A 25,461-nucleotide genomic window follows, 5' to 3' on the forward strand; every position below is an offset into this window, starting at 1 on the left:
GGTCTACGGGGCGAGATAGCCGCCGTCGACCACAAGCGAGGTCCCGGTGACGTAGCTGGCTTCGTCGCTGGCGAGAAACAGGGCGGCATATGCGGTTTCGATCGGGTTGCCCGGGCGGCCGAGCACGGTACCCGCGATCAGGGCCGCGTTGATCTCCGGAGCCTGATGCTCGTTCATCGGCGAGAGGATGTAGCCGGGGTGAAGCGAGTTGCACCGCACGCCGTCGGGCCCGTGCGTTGCGGCGACGTTCTTGCTCACGTTGAGGATCGCGCCTTTGGCCGCCTGATAGGCGTAGGAGTTCGGCACTCCGGCCAGGCCCCAGATCGACGAGACGTTGATGATGGAGCCCTTCCTGGCGTCGACCATGTGCGGCAACACCGTCTTCATGCCGTGGAAGATGCTCTTGAGGTCGATATCGAGCACGCGGTCGTAGATCTCGTCGGTCGTCTCGAGGATCGGCTCGTAGAGGCAGATCGCCGCATTGTTGATCAGGATGTCGATCCGGCCATGCTCGGCGACGATCTGGTCGACCACCGCCTTCCACTGGTCGGATTTGGTCACGTCCATCTTGAGGAAGGTGACCTTGCTGTCCTCGGTGTCGGCAGCGTCAAGGACGTCGGCCGAATACACGGCCGTCGCGTTCTCACGCATGAAGAGTTCGGCCATCTCGCGACCTTGCCCGCGGGAGGCGCCGGTGATGAGCGCCACCTTGTCGTCGAGTCGTCCCATGCTGGTGTCCTTTCGGCGGGTTCCTCCACAAATTTGTCATATCGTCTGACGATCCTTCGGATTGTATTACCATCCGATGATCGCCTGTCAACGGGCAAATCGTATGGAACAAGGGAGGTCTCATGACAGCAGGCTCGGCGCCGATCAGCGTCTGGCAGGTCAAGTACGGCGAGCGGGTGGTGCGTCGCAGCGACGTGCTCAACGACTATGCGCAGTACGGGCTGCCGGACGGCGACCTGAACATGGACTACAACTTCTGGGTGTTGCGCGCCGGGGAGAAGACCATCCTCGTCGACACCGGCTACGACATCTCCGCTCGCGACTGGCTCGGCGAGATCAGCGTGACTCCGCCGGCCGTCGGCCTCGAACTCGTAGGGATCGACCCGACGACGGTCGACATGGTCATCACCTCGCACTTCCATTACGACCACATCGGTGAGCTGCGCCTGTTCACCAACGCGCAGGTCGTCTCGGGGCAAGCCGAGTACGACTACTGGTTCGGCAAGTGGGATGCAGGCACGCTGGAAGGCGAATTCACCACGGCCGAGAATCTCGAGCCGGTGCGCAAGGCACGCGACGAGGGCAGGTTGCGGTTGATCGCCGAGGAGACCGAGGTCTTCCCCGGGATCACGGTCTATCCCATCGGCGGGCATTGCCCCGGCGAAATGCTCGTCCGCATCGAGACCGCCGGGGGCGGCGTGATCCTCGCCGTCGACGCCGCCCACTTCTACGAGCAGATCGAGAACGAATGGCCGTTCTTCGCGTTCACCGACCTTCAGCAGATGAAGGACGGCCTCGCCTTCATCAATCGCCTGGCAGCGCAGACGGGCGCCGAAGTCATCCCCGGACACGACGCGCGCGTCCGTGACCGCTATCCCGCAGCACCGGGCCGTGCCGCCGAAGTTGCCAATGTCCTCGCCTGAGTCGCTCACACGCGTCCGCGATCACCTCGCCGACGCATAGGCTGGACGCCATGCCTGGCAATTCGCTCGCCGAATCATGGTCGGCCGCGCCGGTCGGTCGCACTGCTGCGCCCCTGCGCGAGCAGGTCATAGCGGCGCTGCGGCAGGCGATTCTCGACTTCAAGCTGGTGCCCGGTCAGCGCCTGGTGGAACGTGAGCTCATCGAAAGCCTCGGGGTCTCCCGCACCACCGTCCGAGAGGCGCTGCGCGAACTCACCTCGGAAGGGCTGGTGACGGTCGTGCCGCAGCGAGGCGCGATCGTCAGTGCGCCTTCGCTCGACGATGCCATCGATCTCTACGAGGTACGCGCCTCACTCGAATCGCTCATGGTGCAGCGATTCGTCGAACGGGCCTCCGATGACCAGGTGGCGCAGCTCGGCCGCACGGTCGAGCAGTTCGCCGGAGTAGTCGAGTCGGGTGCCGAGGTCCGCGACATTCTGGCGGCCAAGAGCGAGTTCTACGTCGTGCTCATCGCCGGGGCCGCGACCAATGCGGTCCAGCAGTTGCTCGAAGCCATCCAGGCCCGGGTACAGGCATTGCGTGCGACCTCTCTCGCCGAACCGGGGCGCGCCCACGACGTCATCGGCGAACTGCGGGGCATCGTCGAGGCCGTATCCGCCAGGGATGCCGCGCGGGCCTCTGAGCTCATGGCCGCCCACGTGCGCACGGCGGCACATACCGCGCTGTCCAGCCTCAAAGACGGCATCGCCTGACGGCGACGCCACTCTGTTCTCACCGTATTTCACCGCGCCGCAGCGGTCCCTGGTGTGCCCGAAAACAAATCAGCCCGAAGCCAGATCTTGGGCACCGCACAAACTTGCCCAGATTGAATGACTGTCATACAAAATTGGGGTACGTTACGACCACTGCAGCGCGTCATCGCCAGACAACGCAACAGGAAGGTCGCGCGTGGACACAACAAGGACCGGGGCACCGCCGAGCCGCGCCCGCATCGCGGTCGCCGTCGGCATCGGCAATTTCATGGAGTGGTTCGACTTCGCGGTCTACGGGTTCTTCGCCGCGATCATCGGACAATTGTTTTTCCCTCCTGGCACCTCCCCGTTCGTCGCACTGCTGTCGTCGCTGGCCGTATTCGCGGTCGGATTCGTCATGCGCCCGCTGGGCGGCTTCGTCCTCGGCCCCATCGGGGACAGATTCGGCCGCCGGATGCAGCTCGCCGTCTCCGTCGTCGCAATGGGCACCGCGACCACGCTGATCGGCGTGCTTCCCGACTACGCGACCATCGGCATCGCGGCGCCGTTCCTTCTCGTGCTGCTGCGATGCGTCCAGGGCTTGTCGGCCGGGGGTGAGTGGACGGGTTCCGCGGCGTTCCTCGTCGAGTCGACCCCGACCAACCGTCGCGGCATCTTCGCCAGCGTCGTGTCGGGAACGGCCGCGCTGGCGACGATCGTCGGCAGCCTGTTCGCCCTCCTGCTCAACACCGTGCTCACCGAAAGCCAGATCCTCACCTGGGGATGGCGCGTGCCGTTCCTGATGGCGGCACCGCTGGCACTGGTCGGCCTCTACATCCGGTCGCGCCTCTCCGAGACCCCGGTGTTCGAGAAGGTCAAAGCCCAGCAGTCCGCGCAGGCCCCGGATCGGCTTGCCGTGTTCCGCGGATTCCGGCACAACCTCAGGCCCATCCTGCTGACCCTGGCGATCGCCTCAGTCCAGGGTCTCGGTTTCTATTACCTGGCGACATATGTTGTGAATTACCTGATTTCGACCGTGCGGCTGGATCGCGGCACAGCGCTCGGACTGGCCGCGATCGGCCTCGCCGTCTACATGGTCCTGTGTCCGGTGGCCGGTGCGCTCTCGGACCGGTACGGGCGCCGCAGGCTCAACATCATCGGCACCATCGGCTACGTCGTGCTGCCCTTCCCGGTTTTCCTGATGATGTCCGGCGGCCATGGCCTCGCCGTCATCGCCGGGATCAGCATCCTGAGTCTCGCCCAGTGCCTCGTCAGCGTCACGACCGTGGTGATGCTCGTCGAGCTGTTCCCCGCCTCGACACGCGCCTCGAGCAGCGCTCTCGGCTTCAACTTCGCGCTGGCCTTCATCGCCGGTCCCGGGCCTTTCATCGCGGCCTGGATAGCCGGCCTGACGGGCAGCGCGGTCGCCCCCGCCGGCTACCTCGTGCTCGTCTCGGCGATCGCGCTCGTGGTGATCGTCAAGTGGCTTCCCGAGACGGCCGGCCGGAACATCGCCATCGACCACCCTGCCGGCGACCATCAGGCAGGTGAGCGCTCAACTGCGGACGTACCCGCCGATGCGGTCGGATCGAAGGGAATCGCCTGATGAGCTCCGAAACCTACCGGGTGACCATCGTCAAGTACGGCGAGCGTGCCACCCACAAGTCGGACGTCTATCTCAACCACCACATCTACGGCCAGGAAGACGGCCCGATCGGGATGGACTACTTCTTCTGGGTACTGCAGAACTCCGATCGCACGATCGTCGTCGACACCGGGTTCTCCAGGCACGGCGGGCAGGTGCGCAACCGCACGTTCGGCATCGAGCCCCTGCGCGCCTACGCGGCGCTCGGGGTGGATCCCGCCGCCGCACCGGACGTCGTCGTGACACACGCGCACTACGACCACATCGGCAATCTCGACCTCTTCGGCAAGTCGAAACTGTTTATCGCCCAACGCGAGTACGACTTCTGGACCGGCCCCCTCGGCGCGCGCAAGCAGTTCCACTATTCGGTCGAGGATGACGAGATCGCCGCACTCGTCGCAGCAGACAAGCAGGGCCGCGTGCACACCTACTCCGGATCGCTCGAACTCGCGCCCGGCGTCACGCTGCTTGAACTCGGTGGACACACGCCGGGGCTCAGCGTGGTGCTCGCCGGAACCGACGAGGGCACCGTCCTGCTCGCGTCCGACTCGATGCACTATTACGAGGAGCTCGAAGCCGACATGCCCTTCGCATTCGTCGCCGACCTGCCCGCCATGTATTCGGGTTTCGACACGATCAACGAGCTCGTCTCGTCCGGTCGGGTCGCACACCTGGTGTCCGGCCATGACCCGGACACCCTGTCGCGCTTCACCCCCGTCACCGAGGGTGAGCTCGCGGGGATCGCCGCGACGATCGGGTCACTCACGTGACGACACCGGGCAGATTCTCGGGACGCGTCGCGGTCGTCACCGGGGCCGCATCCGGCCTCGGACGCGCCTCGGCGCAGCGGCTGGCCGACGACGGGGCGAACGTCATCGCGGTCGACCTCGACGGCGACGCCGTCGAAGCGCTTGCCGCCACCTTGGCGACCGAGTCGATCGGCGTACGCGCCGACATCGCCGAGGAGAAGGATGTCGATGCCTACGTGGCCGCGGGCCTCGAGAAATTCGGGCGGATCGACCTGCACCATCTCAACGCCGGAATCTTCGGCAGCTTCGCCGAGCTTCCCGATCTGACCGTCGACGATTTCGAGCGGGTGATGGCGGTCAATGTGCGCGGCCAGTTCCTCGGCCTGCGGGCCGCGTTCCGGCTGTATCGCCGGCAGGGCACCCGCGGGTCGATTGCGGTCACGGCATCCATTGCGGGACATACCGGTTCGGCTGATCTGCTGCCGTATCAGACCTCCAAGCACGCGGTCGTGGGGCTCGTGCACGCGGCGGCCGTCTACGGCGGACCGCTCGGCATCCGCGTCAACGGCGTCGCCCCAGGCATCGTGCCGACCGAGCTGTTCGCCGCGGCCGCCTCGACGTCGGGTGGCAAAAACGACATGGTGCAACGCGCCTCGACGACGCCGTTGCGACGGGCAGGCACCGCCGACGAGATCGCCGGGGTCGTCTCGTTCGTGCTGAGCGAGGACTCGGCCTACATGACAGGAGAAATCCTCGCGGTCGACGGCGGTGCCTCGATCGTGAACACGGTGCGGCCATCCGGCGGTGCCGGAGCGTGGGACGCGGGCGGGCTCGACGCCGCCCTGTACGGGAAGGAGTGGGGCCGATGACGGCACAGCTACCGCGAATCGGTTTCATCGGTCTGGGCAACATGGGCGGGCGCATGACGGCGTGCATCGTCCGCGCCGGCGTCGGGGTGCTCGGCTTCGACACCCGCGACGGGGCCGCCGAGGCGCTCGGCGCGAAGACCGCAGCCACCGCCGCAGCGGTGGTCCGGGATTGCGACGTGGTGCTGCTGTCCTTGCCCGACAGCAGTGTCGTTGAGGCCGTTGTCTATTCGGATCCGGCGTTTCTGGAGGCGGTACGGCCCGGGCAGGTGATCGTCGACCTGTCGACCTCGGCACCCGCGTCGACCCGGCGCATAGCCGCGGACGTGGCCGCACGTGCGGCGAGCTATCTGGACGCGGGCATCTCGGGCGGGGCCGCAGCCGCCGAGAAGGGCACGCTCACCCTGATGGTGGGCGGTGACGCTGCCGCCGCGGAAATCGCCCGGCCCGTGCTGGAGCTGTTCGCGGACAAGATCTTTCTGTGTGGCCAGAGCGGCGCGGGTCACACGGTAAAACTCCTCAACAATTTCCTCAACGCGGTGACCCTCTCTGCCACGGCCGAGGTCATGGTCGCCGCCAAGAAAGCCGATCTCGACCTCAAGACCGTGCTCGACGTCATCAACGCCAGCTCGGGAGTGAGCTTCGCCAGCACCAACCGCTTCCCGAAGATCATCGAGGGCGACTACCTCAAGGGCGGGCTCACCAACACCCTGATGCTCAAAGACGTCACGCTCTACCTCGATCTGGTGGCCACGCTCGGCGTCGCGAGCCTCAACGCACCCGGGCCGGTCGCCGCGTTCGGCCTCGCCCGCCAACTCGGCTATGCCGACGAGATCAGCAATACCGTCGTCGACGCGATCGGCGACATCTCAGGTGGAATCCGCCTACACGACCCGAAAGGAGACGCTTCTTGATCATCACCACAGCGCGTTCGCAGGCCGGGGTTGCCGGCAAGCCGGGCTCACAGTTCACCGGTGCGGCATACCCGTACCTGACCATGCCGGCTACTGACGGCGTCACGATCAACACCGTCGATTTCACCCCGGGTGCCCGTACCCATTGGCACTCGCACGAGCGTGGCCAGATTCTTCAGGTCCTGGCCGGCCGTGGACTCATCCAGTCGGAGGGCGGACCTGTGCACGTGTTGCGCGCCGGTGACACCGTCTGGGCGCCTCCCGGTGAGCGGCACTGGCACGGCGCAGCTCCCGACAGCTTCATGGTGCACACCGCGATCTCACTCGGTGTCACCGCGTGGGAGGTCCCGGTCACCGACGACGAATACACCGCACCCATCACCGAGGAGAACGCACCATGACCAGCGACGGCACGCACGGCGAGAGTTACCGACGCGGAATCGCGATCCGTAAGGAAGTGCTCGGCGACGCGCACGTGCAGAAGTCCCTCGACGCGGTGAGCGAATTCTCCCGGCCCATCCAGGAACTGGTGACCGAGTACTGCTGGGGCGAGGTCTGGTCCCGCGACGGCATCGACCGGCAGACCCGCTCGATGCTGAACCTCGCGATGCTGACCACGCTCAACCGGATGCACGAACTCGGGGTGCACGTGCGCGGGGCGATCAACAACGGTGTCACGCCCACCCAGATTCAGGAGGTGCTCATCCAGTCGGCGGTCTACGCCGGCGTGCCCGCGGCGCTCGAGTCGTTCCGCGTCGCGGAGCGGGTGTTGAAAGAGATGGGCGTCGATGTCTGAATCCGCAGCGCCGTCACTCACGATCGGGTTCATCGGGCTCGGCAGGATGGGCAGTCCCATGGCCCGGTTGCTGATCGACGGCGGGCACCGGGTGCTCGGATTCGACCTCGCCCCTGAGGCACTCACCCACCTTGCCGAGGCCGGCGGCACTCCGGTGCACTCCGCCGGTGAAGCCGCGGCCGCCGATGTCGTGGTGTTGATGCTGCCCGACTCCACGGTCGTCACCGCGGTGCTCCGCGATCACGACGTGGTGGCCGCACTTGCCGCCGACAGCATCGTGATCGACATGAGTTCATCGGAACCGATGCGTACCCGCGAGCTCGCCGGCGAGTTGGCAGAACGTGGCATCCACCTCGTCGACGCCCCCGTGTCGGGCGGCGTCCGCGGCGCGGAGACCGGGAAGCTGACGATCATGGTCGGCGGCGAGGCCGGCATCGTCGCCCGCGTCATGCCGGTGCTCGAGTTGCTCGGCCGGCCCGTGCGGGCCGGCGACGTCGGCGCAGGCCACGCCGTCAAGGCACTCAACAATCTGATGTCGGCCACGCATCTCTGGGTGACCAGCGAGGCGATGATCGCCGGGCAGAAGTTCGGGCTCGACCCCGAGGTCATGTTATCGGTGTTCAACGGGTCGAGCGGTCGAAGCGGTTCCACCGAGAACAAGTGGCCGAACTTCGTCCTGCCGGGTGGCTACGACTCCGGCTTCGGGCTGCGACTCATGCTCAAGGACATGTTGATCGCGACCGCGCTGGCCCGTGCGGTCGGGGTCGAACCGGCCCTCGGCGACGAAGCCGTCCAGCTCTGGAGCCGCGCGGCCGATGATCTCGAACCGACCGCCGACCACACCGAGGTCGCCCGGTGGATCGGCTCGTCCGCGCACCCGTCCGGCCACTGACCAATCGACCGAAACTCAAAGGAGAGAACACATGACGCTGTCGACCCGCCAGCATCAGGTCAAGGACGACTTCATCCGCATCCGGGGCACCTGGAGCGACCTGTGGGAGAGCATCCTGCTGCTCGACCCGGAATTCCTGGAGGCCTACACGGCGTTCTCTTCGGTGCCGTGGCGTGAGGGCCACAACCACCTCGACGACGTGACCAAGGAGCTCATGTTCATCGCGGTCGACGCCGCCGCGACACACATGTACGCCCCCGGCGTGCGCCAGCACATCAAGGCGGCCTTCGCCGCGGGTGCGACGCCGAGCGAGATCATGGAGGTGATCGAACTGACCTCCACACTGGGCATCCACGCCATGAACATCGGGGTTCCCATCCTGGTGCAGGTGCTCGTCGAGAAAGGCCTGCGCACCGGTCCGGCACCGCTGGACGCCAACCAGGAGCGCATCAAGGCCGAGTTCACCGAGAATCGCGGCTACTGGCATTCCTTCTGGGACGAGATGCTCGAACTCGACCCCGACCTGTTCGAGGCGTACACGGCCTTCTCGAGCGTGCCGTGGAAATCGGGCACCTTGTCGCCGAAGGTCAAAGAGCTCGTCTACATCGCCTTCGACACCGCCGCGACCCACCTGTACGTCCCCGGACTGAAGCTGCACATCGAAAACGCGATCGGCTACGGCGCGACGGCAGGCGAGATCCTCGAGGTGATGGAGATCGCCAGCGTCATCGGCATCCACGCCGCCACGACGGCCGTGCCGATCCTCGTCGAGGAAGCCCGCGAAGCCGGTCACGAGCTCTAAACCTCTTCGACACGCAGCCGCAGCACCCCGTCGCGCCGGCCCGCGATCAGCCGCTGCCGACGCAGCTCTGATCCGACGGCCACCCCGCCCTGTCCGCGCCACCCGGTCACCAGCCGGTCCACCCCGCGGATCTGGGTGTCGGTCAAACCACTGGCGCCTCCGGCCAGCAACCAGGCCCGGATCACCCGCCGCCGGACCGCGTCGGGCAGCCCGTCCAGTCCGGCGATGTCCAGGCCGTCGTCACCGGTCGACGCCACCTCGAGTGCGTCGCGGGCGAGTTGGTCGAGGGTGTCGGTGTCCTCCCGCAGTGCGGTGGCGGTGCGGCCGAGCGCCTCGGCCACGCCGCCGCCGAGCACTTCCTCCAGCAGCGGCATGACATCGAGGCGCAGCCGGGTGCGGGTGAACCGCGGTTCGAAGTTGTGCGGGTCGTGCCACGGGCTGAGTCCGAGCTCGCCGCACGCGGCATATGTGACGCTCCGGCGCACCTCCAGCAGCGGCCGGTGCCACGGGGGATCATGCGGACGCATGCCCGCGATGGACCGCGCCCCCGATCCGCGGCCCAGGCCCAACAACACCGTCTCGGCCTGGTCGTCGAGGGTGTGGCCGAGCAAAACCGGCGCATCGTCGCAGGCCGCCCGCAGCGCGCTGTAGCGGGCCGCACGCGCGGCGGCTTCCGGCCCGCCGACCCGGCCGACCACGACGGGCAGCACGTGGGCTGCCGTGCATCCCACCGTCAGCGCCTGATCGCGCGCAGTCTCGGCCACCGCCCGCGACCCCGGCTGCAGACCGTGGTCGACGATCAGCGCGGTGGTCGGTCGCTGGGCGGCCGCAACAGCGGTGAGCGCCAACGAATCCGGGCCGCCGGACAGTGCGACGCACCAGCGGTCGCCATCGATCTCGTTGTCGAGGGCCGCCACCGCGCGCCGCAACGCCGCTACAGCACCCGATCGATCCATTGCTGCGGCTCATCGATTTCGCTTGGGAGCGGGAGGGTTTCGGGGCTGGTCCACACAGTGTTGAACCGGGCCATGCCGACAGCCGACACCACGTGGTCGACGAACGCCTTGCCACGGGTGTACTGGCTGAGCTTCGCGTCGAACCCGAGCAGCGCCCGGAGGATCCGTTGCACCGGAGGCTGCTTGCGGTGCCTGCGCTCGTCGAAGCGACGCCGGATGGTGGCCACCGACGGGATGACCGCGGGTCCCACCGCATCCATCACGTGGTCAGCGTGCCCTTCCAGCAGCGTGCCGAGCACCAGGAGCTGGTCCAGCGCGCGGCGTTGCGGTTCGGACTGCACCGCACGAAGCAGCCCCAGAACGCCGGTGGAACCGGGGTCGGTCTGCGCACCGTTGCGCTGGTTCCGCACGAACTGCGCGAGCCTGCCGATCGCCGCGGCGACCTCCTGATCGGCATCGGAGGTGAGCACCGCCAGGGCTTGCGACATGTGGCCCGTGAGCCAGGGGTTTGCCCGGAACTGGACCCGGTGGGTGACCTCGTGCAGGCACACCCACAGCCGGAAATCGCTTGGGCTGACCCGTAGTTGGCGTTCCACCGCGATGACATTCGGGTACACCAGCAACAGCTCGCCACCGCCTGGCGCGAAGGGGTCGAACTGGCCGAGGATGCCCGCCGAGATGAACGCCAGCACGGCCCCGGTCTCGGCGCCGGTGACGCGGCCGGTGATGAAGCCGGGTTTGTGGTTGTCATCGGTGGCGCCCGTCATCACCCGCATCGAGCGGGTGGCCGCGCGGATCCAGTCTGGACGGTCGATGACGCGGGCCTCGGGCACCTCCGCGCCCTCGTTGAGCCCGGTCACGTCGCGCACCGGCAGTTCCGCGGTACGTGCGCTCTCGAAGAGTTGTTCGATGGCCTGATTGCGGGTGTAGTCGGTGGAGGCAGGCCCGGGCCGGGCCAGCTTCGCGCCGACTGTCGCGGCGAACTCCCAGTCCACGGCGCGGCCTGCGGTCATGTTGGCGGGATTGCTCATGCACCACATCCACAGGAGCGCAACACCGCGGCCAGCGCATCGATCGCGGTGCGACCGGAGAGCCCGGCATTGTTGGAGAGCAACGCGAACGTCAGCACCCGGCCGTCGTCGTCGGTGACGATTCCGGCCAGCGCGTTGGTTCCGGTCAACGAGCCGGTCTTGGCGCGCAGCCAGCCGGCGGCGATGCGTCCGGCGTCGGTGTCGAGATAGCGGTTGGACAGGGTGCCACTGCCGCCGGCGATCGGGAGCAGATCGACCAGCGGCCGCAGAGTGGGTTCGGAGTCGCCCGCCGCGGCGTTGACCACCTCGTCGAGGGTCTGCGCGGTCAGCCGGTCCTCGACGGACAGACCGCTGGAGTCGACGAGGTCGGCTCCAGCGGTGTCGATGCCGACGCTCTCGAGCTGGCCCAGCACGGCCTCGACGCCGCCGGTGAAGCTCTGCGGACGGTGCAGCTCGTCGGCGACCTCACGGGCGATCGATTCGGCCATCACGTTGTCGGAGTCGTTCATCATCTGCCGCAGCCGCTCGATGAGCGGCGCGGACTGCACGGTCGCGATCTCCCGGCCACCGGGGGCACCCGAGGCCAGCACCGTGACCGTCTCGGGATCGACTTTGAGCGCCACCGCCAATGCCCGGCCCGCGTCGAGCGCCGGGGTGACGGAGCGTCGGGACTCCACGGTCACCGGTTGGGTGCGGCCACCGTCGAGCATCACCGACTCCATCGGTGCGATGTCGCCGCCCTCGATGTCGGCCGGATCCCAACCGGGCGCCATGGTGGGGCCCGAATAAGCACTGGTGTCCACCTGGACCGCGGTCACCTTGATCCCGCTCTGCCTGATCTGGTCGGCGAGATCGCTGATCCGGGCCGCGCCCTTGTACCAGGTGTCGGTACCGGCTGGAGCGGCCGACAGGGTGGTGTCGCCGCCGCCCTTGAGGATCACCAGGCCGGGTCGGGAGCTTGCGGCCAGCACGGTCGTGGCCAGGCGGGCGTCGCGCTCCAGGGTGAGCAGTGCGGCGGCAGTGGTCAGGACCTTGTTGACCGACGCGGGCTGCATCGGCACGTCAGAGTGCTGTTCCCACAGCTGCGCCCCGGTGCTCGCGTCGGTGATGCGGCCGGTGACATCGCCGAGGTTGGGGTCGGCCAGTGCGGGTGCCAGCGCCGCGGCCAGACCACCCAGCGTGGGTGTCGGCGCGGAATCGGCGACCGGGGTGATACCCGGGTCGGCCGTCGCGGCCGGCGGCGCCGGCTTGACCGACTGCGCCTCGCTGGAGCGGTGCCCGGTCGTCACAGCGGCCACTGCGACGACGGCGGCGACCAGCACAATGACCGCGACGCCTACCGCCACATGGGTGGACCGCCGCCACCGAGTGGGCCGCATAATTCTCCTGCTCTCGATCGATCCGGATGAGCCACCCCTTTGGAGCAGCCTATCGCTCCATTAGGGTTGACCCGCGTCGTCGCCCGACGACCCCATTTACCAGCAGATGCGAAGGAGCCGCGACGGTGGAGTTCGACGTCGTCATCGAGATCCCGAAGGGTTCGCGCAACAAGTATGAGGTGGATCACGAGACGGGCCGGGTGAAACTCGACCGCTACCTCTACACCGCGATGGGTTATCCCGCCGACTACGGGTTCTTCGAGAACACCCTCGGCGAGGACGGCGACCCGTTGGACGCGCTCGTGTTGCTGCCGGAATCGGTCTTCCCGGGTTGCGTCGTCGAGGCCCGGCCCGTGGCGATGTTCAAGATGACCGATGAGGCCGGCGGCGACGACAAATTGCTGTGTGTGCCTGCCGGTGACACCCGCTGGGACCACATCACCGATCTCGGCGATGTGTCGCAGTTCGAACTGGACGCGATCAAGCATTTCTTCGTGCACTACAAGGACCTGGAGCCGGGCAAGTTCGTCAAGACCGCCGACTGGGTGGGTCGCGAGGAGGCCGAGGCCGAGTTGCAGCGTTCGGTGGAGCGGTTCAAAGCGGGGCATTAGTACCGCGCGGCACTGATTTTTCCCCGTCGTAACACGGGGTAACCCAGCTGTCCCACGCAGCTTCGATGATTGAGCTGTGTTGCTGCATCAGGGCATGGGGCTTGAGGCGTACAACGCCTTGCCGATGCGCCGTGCCGTGCACGCGGTCTACGAATGCTGCTTCTGCGTGGCGCTGGCCGCCGATCTGGCACGCCAACGCCCGTACGCCGACTACGACACACTGTTCCGGCAGGCCGACGCGCTGCTGTTCGACCTGGGTGCGGAATCCCTCGGTGCGGTGTTGCAGGCGTATCCGCCCATCGCACTGAGCCCGGGTGACCAGTCGGTGGTGCTGGCGCAGCTCGCGAAGATCAACCGCACCCGGCTGAGCCGCATGCTCGGGCCGGAGGGCGGCTTCTCCAACTGGTAGGGCAGCTAACGCCCCGGAGGGTGAACCACGTTCCGCAACGGTTCGCCACGCTGCAGCCGGCCGATGTTGGCGGCGATGTCATCGGCTCTGGCGGCGAAGGTGTTGGCGGTGACGCCGGATACATGGGGTGTCATCAACACGTTCGGCAAGGTGTGGAAGGGCCGCTCCGCGGGACTGCCGTAACCGGTGGAGTCGGGGTAGGTGTACCACACGTCGATCGCCGCTGCCGCGATGGAACCGGTGGAAAGTGCTTCGTAGAGCGCTGATTCCACCACCAGCGGTCCGCGGCCGACATTGATCAGCACACCGGCAGGCCCGAGCGCGGCCAATTCCTCGGCACCGATCATGCCGACGGAGCGCTCGGTGAGCGGCGCGCAGACCACGACCACCTCGGATTCGGCCATCAGTCGGCAGAGTTCGCCGGTGTCGGCCGCCCAGTTCAGCCCGGCGGCCGCGGCGTCCAGCGTGCCGCTGCCGGTGACGGCCCTGCCTTCAGCACCGAAGGCGCGCAGCAGCTTCCAGGCGCTGCCACCAATATGGCCGAACCCGACGAATCCGACGCGGGCGCCCTGCAGCGAACTGGACTGACCGATCGAAGCGTCGTAGCCGGGCGAGGCCCACCGGCCGGTGCGCAACGCGCGGTCCTGCTGGGGCATCTGCCGCCGCAGCATCACCGCGGCAGCGGCGACGTACTCCGCGATCGACTGCTCGTGGTGAAAGGTGTTCGCTACCTGGACATCCGGGCCGAGTGCGGTGAGGTCGACCCGATCGGTACCTGCCCCGTTGACATGCACCAGCCGCAGCTTGGGTGCGGCGGCGGCCATCGGGGCGGTGAAGCGGCTGCCGACGAAGACATCGGCATCGGCCAGCTCGGCTGTGATGCCGTCGTCTCCGGGAACAACCCAGCGCACGGTCGCAGACGCCGGCAGGCCGGCCTCCAGGCGCGTGCGATGGGCGGGCAGGTGAGTATCGGCGACCAGTATTTTCATGATTCAGTTCCGTTGCAGTGCGGGTTTTTTGCTGTCGAACTTCCAACCGGGGATCAGGTACTGCATCGCCACGGCGTCGTCGCGCGTGCCGAGGCCGTGGGCGAGGTAGAGCTCATGCGCCGCCGCGACGCGCTCGTCATCCAGCTCGACCCCCAGACCCGGCGTCGTAGGCACGTCGAGGTAGCCGTCCACGATCCGGTACGGCGCCTTGGTGATGCGCTGACCGTCCTGCCAGATCCAGTGGGTGTCGATCGCGGTGATGTCGCCCGGCGCGGCGGCGGCCACGTGGGTGAACATCGCCAGCGACACGTCGAAATGGTTGTTGGAGTGCGAGCCCCAGGTCAATCCCCACACATCGCACAGCTGCGCGACGCGGACAGACCCGCTCATCGTCCAGAAATGCGGATCCGCCAGCGGGATGTCCACGGCGCCCGACCGGATGGTGTGCCCCAGCTCGCGCCAGTCGGTGGCGATCATGTTGGTCGCGGTCGGCAGTCCCGTGGCCCGCTTGAACTCGGCCATCACCTCCCGACCCGAGAACGTGCCCTCAGGTCCGACCGGATCTTCGGCGTAGGCCAGCACATCGGTGAGGCTGCGGCAGGTCTGGATCGCATCGGTGAGCAGCCAGCCGCCGTTGGGATCCAGGGTGATCCGGGCGTCGCCGAACCGTTCGGCCAGCGCGGTGACCGCCTTTGCCTCATCGGCCGCGGGCAGCACGCCACCCTTCAGCTTGAAGTCCCGGAAGCCGTACCGTTCCCGCGCCGCCTCGGCCAACCGGACCACCGACTCGGGCGTCAGCGCCTCATCGTGGCGGATCCGCAGCCACTCGTCGGCATCGGCGTCTTCGTCGGCCGCCGACCGGTACGCCAGGTCGGTGCGGTTGCGGTCCCCCACGTAGAACAGGTAACCCAGTGCCTGGACGCGGGTACGCTGCTGCCCGTCGCCCAGCAGCGCCGCCACCGGCACCCCGAGGTACTTGCCCAGCAGATCGAGTAGTGCGGATTCCACCGCGGTCACCGCGTGCACCGTGATCCGGAGGTCGAAGGTCTGCGCTCCGCGGCCGGCCCGGTCTCGGTCGGCGAAGGTCTTCCTGATCGCACCCAGGGTGGCGTGATAGGCACCGAGAGAGCTGCCCACCACCAGCCGACGGGCGTCGTCGAGGGTGCGGCGTATCGGTTCCCCGCCCGGCACCTCCCCCACCCCGGTGTTCCCGTCGGAATCGGTGAGGATCACCAGGTTCCGGGTGAAGAACGGACCGTGCGCACCGCTGAGGTTCAACAGCATGCTGTCGTGGCCGGCGATCGGGATCACGGTCATCTCGGTCACGGTCGGGGTTTGCGTATTCACGATGTGCTCCTGTCTGCGAACCATTTGTCGCCGTTGGCAACCGGGCGGACCACTCGGGAGACCTTGTCGCACACCATCCGTAGGGCCTCGACGATCTCGCCTTCGCGTTGGGGGGTCAGCCGCGCGCACGGGATCGATGCGCTGATGGCGTCCTGCGCCGGCTTCAAGTACCGCAGGGTGACCGCGAAACACTTGATCCCGACGGTGTTCTCCTCGTTGTCCGTGGCGTATCCGCGGACCCTCGCCTCGTCCAGCTCGGCCTCCAGGGCACCACGATCGGTGATGGTGTGTGCGGTCAGCGGGGCGAGCGACTGCGGGATGTGCACGTCGAGTTCGCTGCCGAACCGGTCTGCGAGCAGCGCCTTGCCCAGCGCGGTGGTGTGGGCCGGTAACCGGCGCCCGACCTTGCTGGCGGCCCGCACGTACTGACGGGATTCGCGGGTCGCGAGGTAGACGATGTCATGACCGTCGAGCCTGCCGAGATGAAACGTCTCATCGAGCTGACCGCGCAGGTCGTCGAGAAACGGCATGATCATCGGCAGATACGGATCGGCGTCCAGGTAACTGGTGCCGACCAGCAGCGCCCGCATCCCGATGCTGTAGTGGGTTCCCGCGTTGTCGGAGCGAACCCAGCCCTGGGCCACCAGCGTCCGCAACAGCGCATGTGCGGAGCTGCGCGGCATCTCCAGTGCCGCACAGATCTCCCGGATCCTGCTCGGCTCATCGGGGCGCGCCGCCAGATACTCCAGCAGTTCCACGGTGCGTACCGCCGACTTCACTTTCGTCAATTCAGCCTCCCATCAACTGACGGACGATCAGGACCACGGCCCCCAACGCCGAGATCACGATTGCCGCCCACCGCTGCCGCTGCCGGTCCAGGTGACGGTTGACCAAGCGGGACAACAGGTATCCAGCCAGCCCCGCCGGGACCAGCATGGCGAACATGGTGACGGTCCGATGGTCGATCGAACCGGTGAGTGCCAGCAGCAGGATCGACAACAGCGAGCCCACCAGAAAGAACCCGTTCATGGTGCCGCGCAACCGGGCACCGGTGTTGTTCTGCCACACCAACGCCATGGGCGGGCCGCCGATCGCGGTCGCGGTGCCGAGCACGCCCGAGGTGGCGCCGGCCAGCACCAGGTTGCGCCGGTGCGGCGTCGGTATCCAGCCGAAGCTGGTGAGCGCTACCCCGCCGAGCACCACCGCGGCCAGGATGTAGCCCAGGGCACGTGCCGGCAGCACCGTGAGCAGCAGGGCCCCCGCGACGGTTCCCGGTATCCGCCCGGCCAGGGCCCAGCCGGTACCGGCCAGGTCTATCTGCTGGTGTTCGCGCACCACGACCATCAACGTGACCATGGTGGCCAGCATGATGAGCGTGCCGGGGATCAGGCCGGGATCGACGACCGCGACGATGGGCGCGGCCAGCATGCCCATGCCGAACCCGATCGACGCCTGCATGCACGCTCCCAGCACGATGGCGGCGGCGATGATCACATAGCCTGCGACACTCACGCCGACGCCGGCATCGCCGGTTGCAACCGGTGATGGCATTCGGCGATATGCCCGGCGGTCGACGGGTCCGGCAGTGCGACCGGTGCCTGCGTCGAACAGATCTCGGTGGCATGGGAGCACCGGGTCCGGAAACGGCAACCCGACGGCGGATTCAACGGCGAAGGCACCTCTCCGCTGAGCAGGATCCGGTCAGTGCGTTGCGCGGCATCCAGTTTCGGTGCGGCGGACATCAGTGCGGCCGTGTAGGGGTGGCTCGGGTTCTGGTAGACGTCCTCCGTGGCGCCGCTCTCGACCATGCGGCCCAGGTACATCACCGTCACCCGGTCCGCGACGTGCCGGACCACCGACAGGTCGTGGGAGATGAAGATGTAGGAGATCTGCAGCTGCTGCTGCAAGTCGTTGAGCAGGTTGAGCACCTGGGCCTGCACCGAAAGGTCCAGCGCCGACACCGGCTCGTCGCAGATGATGACGTCGGGATTGAGTGCCAATGCCCTGGCGATGCCGATGCGCTGCCGCTGCCCGCCGGAGAACTCCTGGGGATACTTGTCCGCGGCCTTGGCACCGAGACCGACCAGATCCAGCAGGCCGCGTACCCGCATGTCACGGTCCTTGCGGTTCGGGTACAGGGTCTTGTGACTGCGCCACGGCTCGGCGATGATGTCCCCCGCGGTCATCCGTGAGTTCAAGGATGCGTAGGGGTCCTGAAATACCATCTGCACCCGGCGACGGAACTTCAGCAGATCCTTGCCGCGCAAGCTGAACGGGTCGATGCCGTCGAAGGCCACGCTGCCCTCGTCCGGTCGCTCCAGCATCATCAATGTGCGTGCCAGCGTGGACTTTCCGCAGCCGGATTCACCCACCAGGCCGAGCGTCTCACCGCGGGCCAGGTCGAGGTTGATGCCGTCGAGGGCCACCAGCCTGCTCTTGCCCACCCGGAATGATTTGCGCAGGTCGCGAACCGCTAACAGTTGATCAGACATTCTCTACCTTCTCCGGGAAGTGGCAGGCACTGCGCCGGCCATCGCCTTCCAGCACCGGCCTGGTGGTGATGCAGATGTCAGCGGCCAGCGGGCACCGGTCCTGGTACACACAACCCGCCGGGATGGAGTGCAGATCCGGTGGCACGCCGCCGATCGATTTGAGTGCCTCACCGCGCGCGGCATCCACCGGTACCGAACTGAGCAGGCCCGCCGTATACGGGTGCCTCGGATTCCCGAACACCTCTGCCACCGGCCCGGTTTCGACGATCTGACCGGCGTACATCACGGCGACCCGGTCGGCCTCCTCGGCCACCAGCGCGAGATCATGGGTGATCAGCACGACGGCCATGTGGTATTCGGTGCGCAGGTCCCGTAACAGCGCCATGATCTGCGCCTGCACAGTGACATCCAACGCGGTGGTCGGTTCATCGGCGATCAGCACGGTGGGGTTCAGCGCCACCGCCATTGCGATGAGCAGCCGCTGACGCATGCCTCCGGAGAACTGGTGCGGGTAGGAGCCCAACCGGTTCTCCGGCTCCGGGATGCCCACCCGGGTCATCAGCTCGACCGCTTTCTGTTTGGCTTCCTTGGCGCTCAGGCCGCGGTGGATCCGAAACGGCTCGGCCAGTTGGGTTCCCACGGTGTAGAGCGGATTGAGTGCAGTGAGGGCATCCTGGAACACGATGGCCAGTTCGGTGCCGGCGAGCTTGCGTCGCTGCTTGCGATCGGCCTCGAAGAGATCGACGCCGTCCCCCTGCCCGGCCAGCACCGCCGAGCCGGAGACGACGCGCGCGACAGGCTCCAGCAACCCGACCAGCGCGGTGGCGGTCATCGACTTGCCGCAGCCCGATTCGCCGAGCAGCGCCAGGGTCTCGCCCCGGTGCGCCTCGAAAGACACATTGTCGACGGCGCGCACGGTGCCTGCGATGGTTCTGATGTCGACGCACAACCCGTCGACCTCCAAAGCCGGGTGATCCAGCGCTGCGGTCATGAGAGGGCCTTTCCGGTCTTGGTGAAGCGGGACAGGCGGTTCTGCGGGACGGTGAGCCGCCAGCGCTGGGCGGGATCGGTGGCGATGCGCGCCCAGGCTGCGAGGATCGTGGCCGACACCGTGGTGATGACGATGGCCAGGCCGGGGAAGAACGACAGCCACCACGCGCTGTGCAGGTAGGTACGGCCCTGCGAGACCATCAGGCCCCAGCTGACGTCGGGCGGCTGGATGCCGATGCCCAGGAAGCTCAAGGAGCTTTCCGCGAGCATCACGTAGCAGAAGTCCAGTGTCGCAACGGTGAGCAGCGTCGGCAGCACGATCGGGAGCACGTGGCGGCCGATGATCGAGGTTGCGCTCGCCCCGAACGTGCGGGCCGCATCGACGAAGATCCGGCTCTGCAGTTCGGCCGACTCGGCGCGGGCGGTGCGCAGGTAGACCGGGATCCGGGTAATCGCCAGCACCAGGATGATGTTGGCCGCGCTGGGCGAGAACACGTACAGCACCACCACGGCGAGCAGCAACGACGGGAAGCTCATGATGACATCGGCGACCCGCATCGCCACCGTCTCGCGCCAGCCACGGTGAAAACCGGCCCACATTCCGATCACCGATCCGATCACCGCCGAAATCAACACGGCCGGAACGGCGACCGACAATGTGGTGCGGCAGGCGACGATGAGCCGGGCCAGCATGCTGCGGCCGAGCGGGTCGGTGCCCAGCACGTTGGCCCAGCCGTGGGCGAGCGTGAAGGGGGCCTGATTGGAGTTGTTCAGGTCGATGTCGGTGGCCAGATTGCCGACCAGCATGGGACCGAATATCGCGGTGAGAAAGACCAGTCCGAGCGTGACCGCGGCGACGGCGGCCACGCGGTCGTTGACGAGCATCCGCAGCCACACACTGCGGCGGCCGCGGCGGGCCGATTCCGTTTCGGCCTCGCCGACGATCGCCGTCGTCGGCTTCACCGGCACCAGGTCGATTTGTGCGCTCATATCGCTGAACTCCTAAACCTTGACCGGTTCCCGAACGCGGGCGTCGAGCAGCGCGTAACAGGCGTCGATGATGATGTTGAGGACGAAAATGCTGACCGCGGTGAGCAGTACGGCAGCCTGCAGCACCGCGAAATCGCGTTGCAGGATCGCGTCGATCATCAGCTTGCCGATGCCCGGCCAGCCGAAGATGGCCTCGACGACCACCGCACCGTTGATCAACCCGACGGCCAGATCACCCGCCACGGTGAGGGCAGGGGCCGCCGCGTTGCGCAGGGCGTGGTGGCTGACCACCCGCAGATCGCCTGCGCCCTTACTGCGGGCCAGCCTGATGTAGGGCGCCGACAGCGCCGAGACCATGGCGCCCCGGACCACCTGGGTCAGTACCCCGAGTGGACGGATCATCAGCGTCGCCACCGGCAGAATCCAGGACAGCACACCACTGTCGACGCCGGAGGTGGGCAACCATCCCAGCAGCACCGCGAACAACCACACCCCGGTGATGGCGAACCAGAAGTCCGGGATCGACGCGGCGGTCATGGACAGCAGGCTGGAGAACCGGTCGGCCAGTGAGTTGGGCCGGTAGGCCGCCCAGCAGCCGATGATCACCGCGCAGACGATCGCCAGCAGCATTGTGGTGACCGCGAGCTGCAGGGTGGCGGGGAAGGCGCGCAGTGCCATTTCCGACGCAGGCTGGCCGGTACGCAGTGAGGCGCCGAAGTCGAGATGGATGACGCCCTTGAAGTAGTCCGCCAGCTGAGTGAGCAACGGTTGGTCGAAACCGTTGGCGGCCCTGAACGCATCGCGCTGCTCGGCGGTGGCCGACTCGGGCAGGTACAGGTTGGTGGGGTCACCGGTGAGGCGGGCCAGCAGGAACACACCGAGCAGGACGACGATCAAAGGGAGTGCGCTGGTGTACATCCGGCGCCGCACGAACGGGAACATTGCTAAGGCCTTCCGCTGATCACTGCTTGTCGGTGCGGTCGGTGGCGAACGTCATCGCAGACAGCCGCATCTCGTCACCGGTCGCGGAATCGGGCTCGTAGTCCACCCGGGGGGACTTGGCGAGCACACCTGTCATGTGGGCGATGTAGGCGAACTGGCCGATCTCTTCGGGTTCGTCGGCGAACACCTTGGCGTAGGCCTGCTGGCGCTGTGCCCCGGTGAGCTCGCCGGCCGCCTCGATCTTCTTGTCGAAGGCCGGTGTGCCGTACGCACTTTGCGCCCCGTCGCTGCGCATGTACTGATCCACGCTGAAGGCCGCGTCACCGGCCTGGTTGCCGTGCATGATCAGCGCGATGAACGCCCCGGCGTCGGCCGGGAACGGCCGTAGCTGGTACTGCAGCTGCGCGGCGGTGTCCATCATCTCGATCTTGACGTTCAGACCGATCTTGGCCAGTTCATTCTGGATCACCTCGACGGTCTCGGTGACTTTCGGGAACTGACTGTTGCGGCCGATCAACCGGATCTGGTGGTCGACAGGGACACCGTCTGCCCTGGCCTCGTCGACCAGTTGCTTGGCTTTGTCCGGATCGTAGGGCCAGGGCTGCAGGTTTTCGTTGTAGCCGACCACGCCTTCCGGGATGAGTTGAGAGGCCGGATCACCGAGGCCACGGAACAGGGCCTTGACGATTCCGGTGCGATTGACCGAATAGTTGATCGCATGGCGGATCCGGATGTCGTCCAGCGGCGGTTCGGTGGCGGTGATACGCAGCGCGGTGGTTTCGTTGTTGGGGAACGGCACACCGAGATCTCCGGCTCCGTCCTCGGGGCCGACGGACGTGCCGATGTCGGCTTCGTCGTTGACCACCATCGCCGCGCGCACGCTGCCTTCGCTGCGCCACTGGTATTCGGCGCGCGCGAAGGCCGGTTTGTCACCCCAGTACCTGTCGTTGCGGTGCAGCAGGAGCTTCTGCCCGTACTCCCACTTCTCGATGGCATAGGGCCCGGTGCCGATGGGCTCCCGCACCTTCTCGGTCGCGCTGGTGGACTTCGGCACGATCTCGACGAATGAGATACGCAGCGGCAGAATCGGATCCGGTTTGGGTGTGCCCACAACAACGGTGTTCTCATCAGGCGTGGACACCTGGAGTTTGTCGTCGCCGAAGACGTAGCCGTCGACGTTGCACTGCAGGTCGGAGTTGACCGCCCGGTCGATCGAGAATGCGGCGTCGGCGGCGGTGAACGGTGCCCCGTTGGAGAACACGACGCCGGGACGGACATCGAAAGTCCATTGCGTGGGCGCGGTCTGGCGCCAACCGGTGGCCAGCAGCGGTAACAGGTCGCCGGTTTTGGGATCGCGTTCGATGAGCGGCTCGGTGATGTTCGACCGGACCACCACGCCGGTCGAGGTCAGCGAACTCTCGCAGGGCTCCAGCGTCGGCGGCTCCTGGGGCAGCACGATGCGCAGGGTGTTCGGGTCGTAGCCCGCGTGACCGGTGTTGGCGACCGAGCAGCCGGCGGTGGCTACGCACGCGGCCAGCACGACAAGAACACGTCTCATGGATCCTCCAGGATGTGACGTCCACGTATGTGGATGCTGGTTGTGACCGCAGACACACGCTAGGAACGGTGCCCACCCGCGTCAACCCGGTGAAATCGGCTGGACAAGCCCCATCGGGCGGTTCGGTCACGTCGGCTGGAGCACTGCAATAACGGCGCTGAGCTGGACTTTCCAATGCGCCGCCAATCGATCGATGCGGCAAATGCGCTCTCGTCGAGCTAATTATGCAGCTTCGATATCAAGCCATGCTATTTCCGTGTTGGACGGGTATTTGCAGGCAGGCTTACCGTGAGTTCCGTGAACACCCCCGATTCCACCCGCCGGGTCCTGCAGGTGGGACCGCTGAAGCCGTCCCTGGTCGACACTCTGCGAACCGACTATCACGCCCATGTGCTGCCCGATGGTGCCGAACGCGACGCTTTCCTCGCCGAGCACGGCGCCGGGATCATTGCGGCGGTCACCTCAGGACGGACCGGCGTCGACGCGGAGTTGATGTCGGCACTGCCGAACCTGCGTGCAGTGGTGAACTTCGGCGTCGGGTACGACACGACCGATATCGAGGCCGCCGCGGCCAGAAACGTCGCGGTCAGCAATACCCCCGATGTGCTCAGTGACTGCGTGGCCGATACCGCGGTCGGATTGGTCATCGACGTCATGCGCCAGTTCTCCGCGGCTGACCGCTACCTGCGCGCCGGCCGCTGGCCGGTCGACGGAAATTATCCACTGACCCACAAGGTTTCGGGCGCCCGCGTCGGGATCATCGGGCTGGGCCGCATCGGAACGGCGATCGCCACCCGACTCAGTGCGTTCGGCTGCCCGATCAGCTACCACAACCGGCGGCAGGTGGAAGACAGCCCGCACACCTATGTGTCCTCCCCTGCCGAACTGGCGCGCGGCGTCGACGTGCTGATCATCGCCGCCGCCGGCGGCAGTGGGACGCGCCACCTGGTGGACCGGGACGTGCTCGAGGGGCTCGGGCCGGACGGCTACCTGGTCAACATCGCCAGGGGCAGCGTTGTCGACGAGGAGGCGTTGGTCGAGGCGCTCGCGGCGGGCCGGTTGGCAGGCGCTGGGCTGGACGTGTTCACCGACGAGCCCAACGTGCCGGCGGCACTGCTGACGATGGACAACGTGGTGCTGCTGCCGCACGTGGGCAGCGGCACCGTCGAGACCCGCGCGGCCATGGAGGAGCTCACGCTGGCCAACCTGGACAAGTTCCTGGAGTCCGGCGAGTTGGTCACCCCGGTGCCGATGCCTGCACACACCACGCGCTGACCGACACCTAACCGACCGTATCCTCCACCAGGTCGTCGGTGGTCCATTCGCGCTGCGGCAGCACGTCACGCAGCAGCCGAAGCAGCGCCGGGTTGGTGCTGTCGCCCCGCCAGACCGCGTCGAGTTCGACCGGCCGTTCGCGGAACGCGCCGATGGACCGGAACACGACACCCTCGGGGTGCAGCGTCGCCGCCGAGGCGGGCACCAGTGCGATACCGATGTCGGACCGCACCAGCACCAGCATGGTGTGCACCTGTGTGACGTACTGGATGTAACGCGGTGTGGCGCCTGCGATCGTGAAGGTGCTGATCAACAATTCGTTGAAATACCGCGCCTGCACCGGCGAGTACATGATCATGTCCTGGCCGTCGAGGTCGCCCAGGGTCAGCTGGCGGGTGACCTCTACCAGCGGATGCCTGGCTGGCAATGCGGCGATGAGCTGTTCGTGCAGCAGAGGCCGCGAAACCAGGCCCGGACGTTTGAACGGCGGCCTGGCCATCCCCAGATCGAGCTCACCGGTCATCAGCCCTTCCAGCTGAGCCGCTGTCACCATCTCCCGCAGATCGAGTTTCACATCGGGCAGCTTGTCGCGGGCCGCCTCCAGCAGTGGCGGCAGGACGGCGTGGGCGGAGGCCGCAGTGAACCCGATGACCACCGTGCCGAGGTCGCCCGCAGGAACCCGTTTCACGTTGAGGGCGGCGCCCTCGGCCAGTTGCAGGATGCGTCGCGCATCGGGCAGGAACGCCACCCCGGCAGGCGTCAGGGTGACCGAACGGGTGGTGCGATCGATGAGATGGACGCCGAGCTCGTTCTCCAGTTGTTGAATCTGCCTGCTCAGCGGCGGCTGAGTCATGTGCAGGCGTTCCGCCGCCCGGCCGAAGTGCAGCTCCTCGGCCACCGCGATGAAACACGACAGCCGCGACAGTGAGAACATCGACGCAGCCTATCGGCCGTAGGCTGGGATAACTCGTGTGCGGCCACGTCCCGGCTAGTATTTTGGCGATTGTCGCCGTAGGCGCACGAACACGTCGGAGGTGACGATGAGTAGCCAGCAGGATCCCGCCCTCAGCGGTAGCAGTGCGGCAACCAGCTGCGCGGTCGAGGAACGCCGCATCGGCGAGGTCAGCGTGGTAGCGGTGACCGGAACGGTCGACATGCTCACCGCGCCTCAACTCGAAGAGGCGATCGCCGCGGCCGCGAAGAGTTCACCACCGGCCATGGTGGTCGACCTCAGCGCAGTGGAGTTCCTGGCCTCCGCCGGTATGGGAGTGCTGGTCGCCGCGCACGGCGACCTGACCCCGGCGGTGCGATTCGCCGTGGTCGCCGACGGACCCGCCACCAGCCGACCGCTCAAACTCGTCGGGATCGCCGACGTCGTCGACCTGTACGCCACACTGGATGAAGCACTGAGCGCCCTGCGCGCATAAAACGGACTGCAATCGGGT

General features: G+C 67.0%; 28 protein-coding genes. 14 read left to right on the top strand and 14 right to left on the bottom strand.

Features of this window, described 5'->3' with window-relative positions:
* Positions 1-3: 3 nt before the first annotated feature.
* Entirely contained in the window at positions 4-729 is a 726-nt protein-coding gene (locus M1247_RS28290) for an SDR family NAD(P)-dependent oxidoreductase (RefSeq protein WP_317159718.1), read from the bottom strand.
* 122 nt (positions 730-851) lie between these two features.
* On the opposite strand from M1247_RS28290, the gene M1247_RS28295 reads away from it, so the two are divergent.
* From M1247_RS28295 to M1247_RS28340, 10 genes are all read left to right on the top strand, one after another.
* The gene (locus tag M1247_RS28295; RefSeq protein ID WP_317159719.1) at positions 852-1,652 is read left to right on the top strand and encodes an N-acyl homoserine lactonase family protein; all 801 of its coding nucleotides are present in this window, start codon (positions 852-854) and stop codon (positions 1,650-1,652) included.
* Between the two features lie 50 nt (positions 1,653-1,702).
* Positions 1,703-2,404 carry a GntR family transcriptional regulator gene (locus M1247_RS28300; protein ID WP_317159720.1) on the top strand — a complete coding sequence of 234 codons (702 nt, stop codon included), beginning with the start codon at positions 1,703-1,705 and terminating at the stop codon, positions 2,402-2,404.
* Positions 2,405-2,600: 196 nt separating this feature from the next.
* The gene (locus M1247_RS28305) at positions 2,601-3,989 is read left to right on the top strand and encodes an MFS transporter (RefSeq protein WP_317159721.1); all 1,389 of its coding nucleotides are present in this window, start codon (positions 2,601-2,603) and stop codon (positions 3,987-3,989) included.
* Positions 3,989-4,798 carry an N-acyl homoserine lactonase family protein gene (locus M1247_RS28310; RefSeq protein WP_317159722.1) on the top strand — a complete coding sequence of 270 codons (810 nt, stop codon included), beginning with the start codon at positions 3,989-3,991 and terminating at the stop codon, positions 4,796-4,798. The genes M1247_RS28305 and M1247_RS28310 overlap by 1 nt, the downstream gene beginning before the upstream one ends.
* A complete protein-coding gene (locus tag M1247_RS28315) occupies positions 4,795-5,646 on the top strand; it encodes an SDR family NAD(P)-dependent oxidoreductase (protein ID WP_317159723.1) in 852 nt (283 codons plus the stop codon). Before M1247_RS28310 ends, M1247_RS28315 begins: the two co-directional genes overlap by 4 nt.
* Positions 5,643-6,557: an NAD(P)-dependent oxidoreductase gene (locus M1247_RS28320; protein ID WP_317159724.1), complete on the top strand. Its 915-nt coding sequence runs from the start codon at positions 5,643-5,645 to the stop codon at positions 6,555-6,557. Before M1247_RS28315 ends, M1247_RS28320 begins: the two co-directional genes overlap by 4 nt.
* Entirely contained in the window at positions 6,554-6,958 is a 405-nt protein-coding gene (locus M1247_RS28325) for a cupin domain-containing protein (protein ID WP_317159725.1), read from the top strand. Before M1247_RS28320 ends, M1247_RS28325 begins: the two co-directional genes overlap by 4 nt.
* Complete coding sequence (locus M1247_RS28330) at positions 6,955-7,353, top strand: carboxymuconolactone decarboxylase family protein (protein ID WP_317159726.1); 399 nt, start codon at positions 6,955-6,957, stop codon at positions 7,351-7,353. The genes M1247_RS28325 and M1247_RS28330 overlap by 4 nt, the downstream gene beginning before the upstream one ends.
* Entirely contained in the window at positions 7,346-8,245 is a 900-nt protein-coding gene (locus tag M1247_RS28335; RefSeq protein WP_317159727.1) for an NAD(P)-dependent oxidoreductase, read from the top strand. The genes M1247_RS28330 and M1247_RS28335 overlap by 8 nt, the downstream gene beginning before the upstream one ends.
* Positions 8,246-8,276: 31 nt before the next feature.
* A complete protein-coding gene (locus M1247_RS28340) occupies positions 8,277-9,047 on the top strand; it encodes a carboxymuconolactone decarboxylase family protein (protein WP_317159728.1) in 771 nt (256 codons plus the stop codon).
* Here the strand turns inward: M1247_RS28340 and tilS are convergent.
* The 3 genes from tilS to dacB are packed head-to-tail and all read right to left on the bottom strand — an operon-like array spanning position 9,044 to position 12,413.
* On the bottom strand, positions 9,044-10,003 hold the full coding sequence (gene tilS, locus M1247_RS28345) for a tRNA lysidine(34) synthetase TilS (protein WP_317159729.1): 960 nt from the start codon (positions 10,001-10,003) through the stop codon (positions 9,044-9,046). The genes M1247_RS28340 and tilS overlap by 4 nt on opposite strands.
* Entirely contained in the window at positions 9,982-11,034 is a 1,053-nt protein-coding gene (locus tag M1247_RS28350) for an Rv3626c family coenzyme F420 biosynthesis-associated protein (protein ID WP_317159730.1), read from the bottom strand. Before M1247_RS28350 ends, tilS begins: the two co-directional genes overlap by 22 nt.
* Positions 11,031-12,413, bottom strand: coding sequence for a D-alanyl-D-alanine carboxypeptidase/D-alanyl-D-alanine endopeptidase (gene dacB / locus M1247_RS28355; RefSeq protein WP_317159731.1), 1,383 nt, complete (start codon positions 12,411-12,413; stop codon positions 11,031-11,033). The genes M1247_RS28350 and dacB overlap by 4 nt, the downstream gene beginning before the upstream one ends.
* Positions 12,414-12,538: 125 nt before the next feature.
* Between dacB and M1247_RS28360 the strand changes: the two genes are divergently transcribed.
* Complete coding sequence (locus M1247_RS28360; protein WP_317159732.1) at positions 12,539-13,024, top strand: inorganic diphosphatase; 486 nt, start codon at positions 12,539-12,541, stop codon at positions 13,022-13,024.
* A 76-nt stretch (positions 13,025-13,100) separates the two neighbouring features.
* Complete coding sequence (locus tag M1247_RS28365; protein WP_317159733.1) at positions 13,101-13,433, top strand: 2-oxo-4-hydroxy-4-carboxy-5-ureidoimidazoline decarboxylase; 333 nt, start codon at positions 13,101-13,103, stop codon at positions 13,431-13,433.
* Between the two features lie 5 nt (positions 13,434-13,438).
* On the opposite strand, the gene M1247_RS28370 is transcribed toward M1247_RS28365, so the two are convergent.
* Genes M1247_RS28370 through M1247_RS28410 form a run of 9 tightly spaced genes read right to left on the bottom strand, consistent with a single transcriptional unit; the run spans position 13,439 to position 22,741 of the window.
* A complete protein-coding gene (locus M1247_RS28370; protein WP_317159734.1) occupies positions 13,439-14,422 on the bottom strand; it encodes a 2-hydroxyacid dehydrogenase in 984 nt (327 codons plus the stop codon).
* Between the two features lie 3 nt (positions 14,423-14,425).
* Positions 14,426-15,793 carry an enolase C-terminal domain-like protein gene (locus tag M1247_RS28375; RefSeq protein WP_317159735.1) on the bottom strand — a complete coding sequence of 456 codons (1,368 nt, stop codon included), beginning with the start codon at positions 15,791-15,793 and terminating at the stop codon, positions 14,426-14,428.
* The gene (locus tag M1247_RS28380) at positions 15,766-16,548 is read right to left on the bottom strand and encodes an IclR family transcriptional regulator (protein WP_317159786.1); all 783 of its coding nucleotides are present in this window, start codon (positions 16,546-16,548) and stop codon (positions 15,766-15,768) included. The genes M1247_RS28375 and M1247_RS28380 overlap by 28 nt, the downstream gene beginning before the upstream one ends.
* 10 nt (positions 16,549-16,558) lie before the next feature.
* Positions 16,559-17,281: a sulfite exporter TauE/SafE family protein gene (locus tag M1247_RS28385; RefSeq protein WP_317159736.1), complete on the bottom strand. Its 723-nt coding sequence runs from the start codon at positions 17,279-17,281 to the stop codon at positions 16,559-16,561.
* The gene (locus tag M1247_RS28390; protein WP_317159737.1) at positions 17,278-18,261 is read right to left on the bottom strand and encodes an ABC transporter ATP-binding protein; all 984 of its coding nucleotides are present in this window, start codon (positions 18,259-18,261) and stop codon (positions 17,278-17,280) included. Before M1247_RS28390 ends, M1247_RS28385 begins: the two co-directional genes overlap by 4 nt.
* Entirely contained in the window at positions 18,254-19,252 is a 999-nt protein-coding gene (locus tag M1247_RS28395; protein WP_317159738.1) for an ABC transporter ATP-binding protein, read from the bottom strand. The genes M1247_RS28390 and M1247_RS28395 overlap by 8 nt, the downstream gene beginning before the upstream one ends.
* Complete coding sequence (locus tag M1247_RS28400; RefSeq protein ID WP_317159739.1) at positions 19,249-20,241, bottom strand: ABC transporter permease; 993 nt, start codon at positions 20,239-20,241, stop codon at positions 19,249-19,251. Before M1247_RS28400 ends, M1247_RS28395 begins: the two co-directional genes overlap by 4 nt.
* A 12-nt stretch (positions 20,242-20,253) precedes the next feature.
* Complete coding sequence (locus tag M1247_RS28405) at positions 20,254-21,183, bottom strand: ABC transporter permease (protein ID WP_317159740.1); 930 nt, start codon at positions 21,181-21,183, stop codon at positions 20,254-20,256.
* Positions 21,184-21,202: 19 nt separating this feature from the next.
* Positions 21,203-22,741, bottom strand: coding sequence for an ABC transporter substrate-binding protein (locus tag M1247_RS28410; protein WP_317159741.1), 1,539 nt, complete (start codon positions 22,739-22,741; stop codon positions 21,203-21,205).
* 297 nt (positions 22,742-23,038) lie between these two features.
* On the opposite strand from M1247_RS28410, the gene M1247_RS28415 reads away from it, so the two are divergent.
* Positions 23,039-24,016, top strand: coding sequence for a 2-hydroxyacid dehydrogenase (locus M1247_RS28415; protein WP_317159742.1), 978 nt, complete (start codon positions 23,039-23,041; stop codon positions 24,014-24,016).
* Between the two features lie 7 nt (positions 24,017-24,023).
* On the opposite strand, the gene M1247_RS28420 is transcribed toward M1247_RS28415, so the two are convergent.
* On the bottom strand, positions 24,024-24,950 hold the full coding sequence (locus M1247_RS28420; RefSeq protein WP_317159743.1) for a LysR family transcriptional regulator: 927 nt from the start codon (positions 24,948-24,950) through the stop codon (positions 24,024-24,026).
* 106 nt (positions 24,951-25,056) lie between these two features.
* Between M1247_RS28420 and M1247_RS28425 the strand changes: the two genes are divergently transcribed.
* Positions 25,057-25,443, top strand: coding sequence for an STAS domain-containing protein (locus tag M1247_RS28425; protein ID WP_317159744.1), 387 nt, complete (start codon positions 25,057-25,059; stop codon positions 25,441-25,443).
* The last annotated feature ends 18 nt before the right edge of the window (positions 25,444-25,461 follow it).

Source organism: Mycobacterium appelbergii, assembly GCF_032883035.1.
Taxonomy (GTDB): Bacteria; Actinomycetota; Actinomycetes; order Mycobacteriales; family Mycobacteriaceae; genus Mycobacterium; species Mycobacterium appelbergii.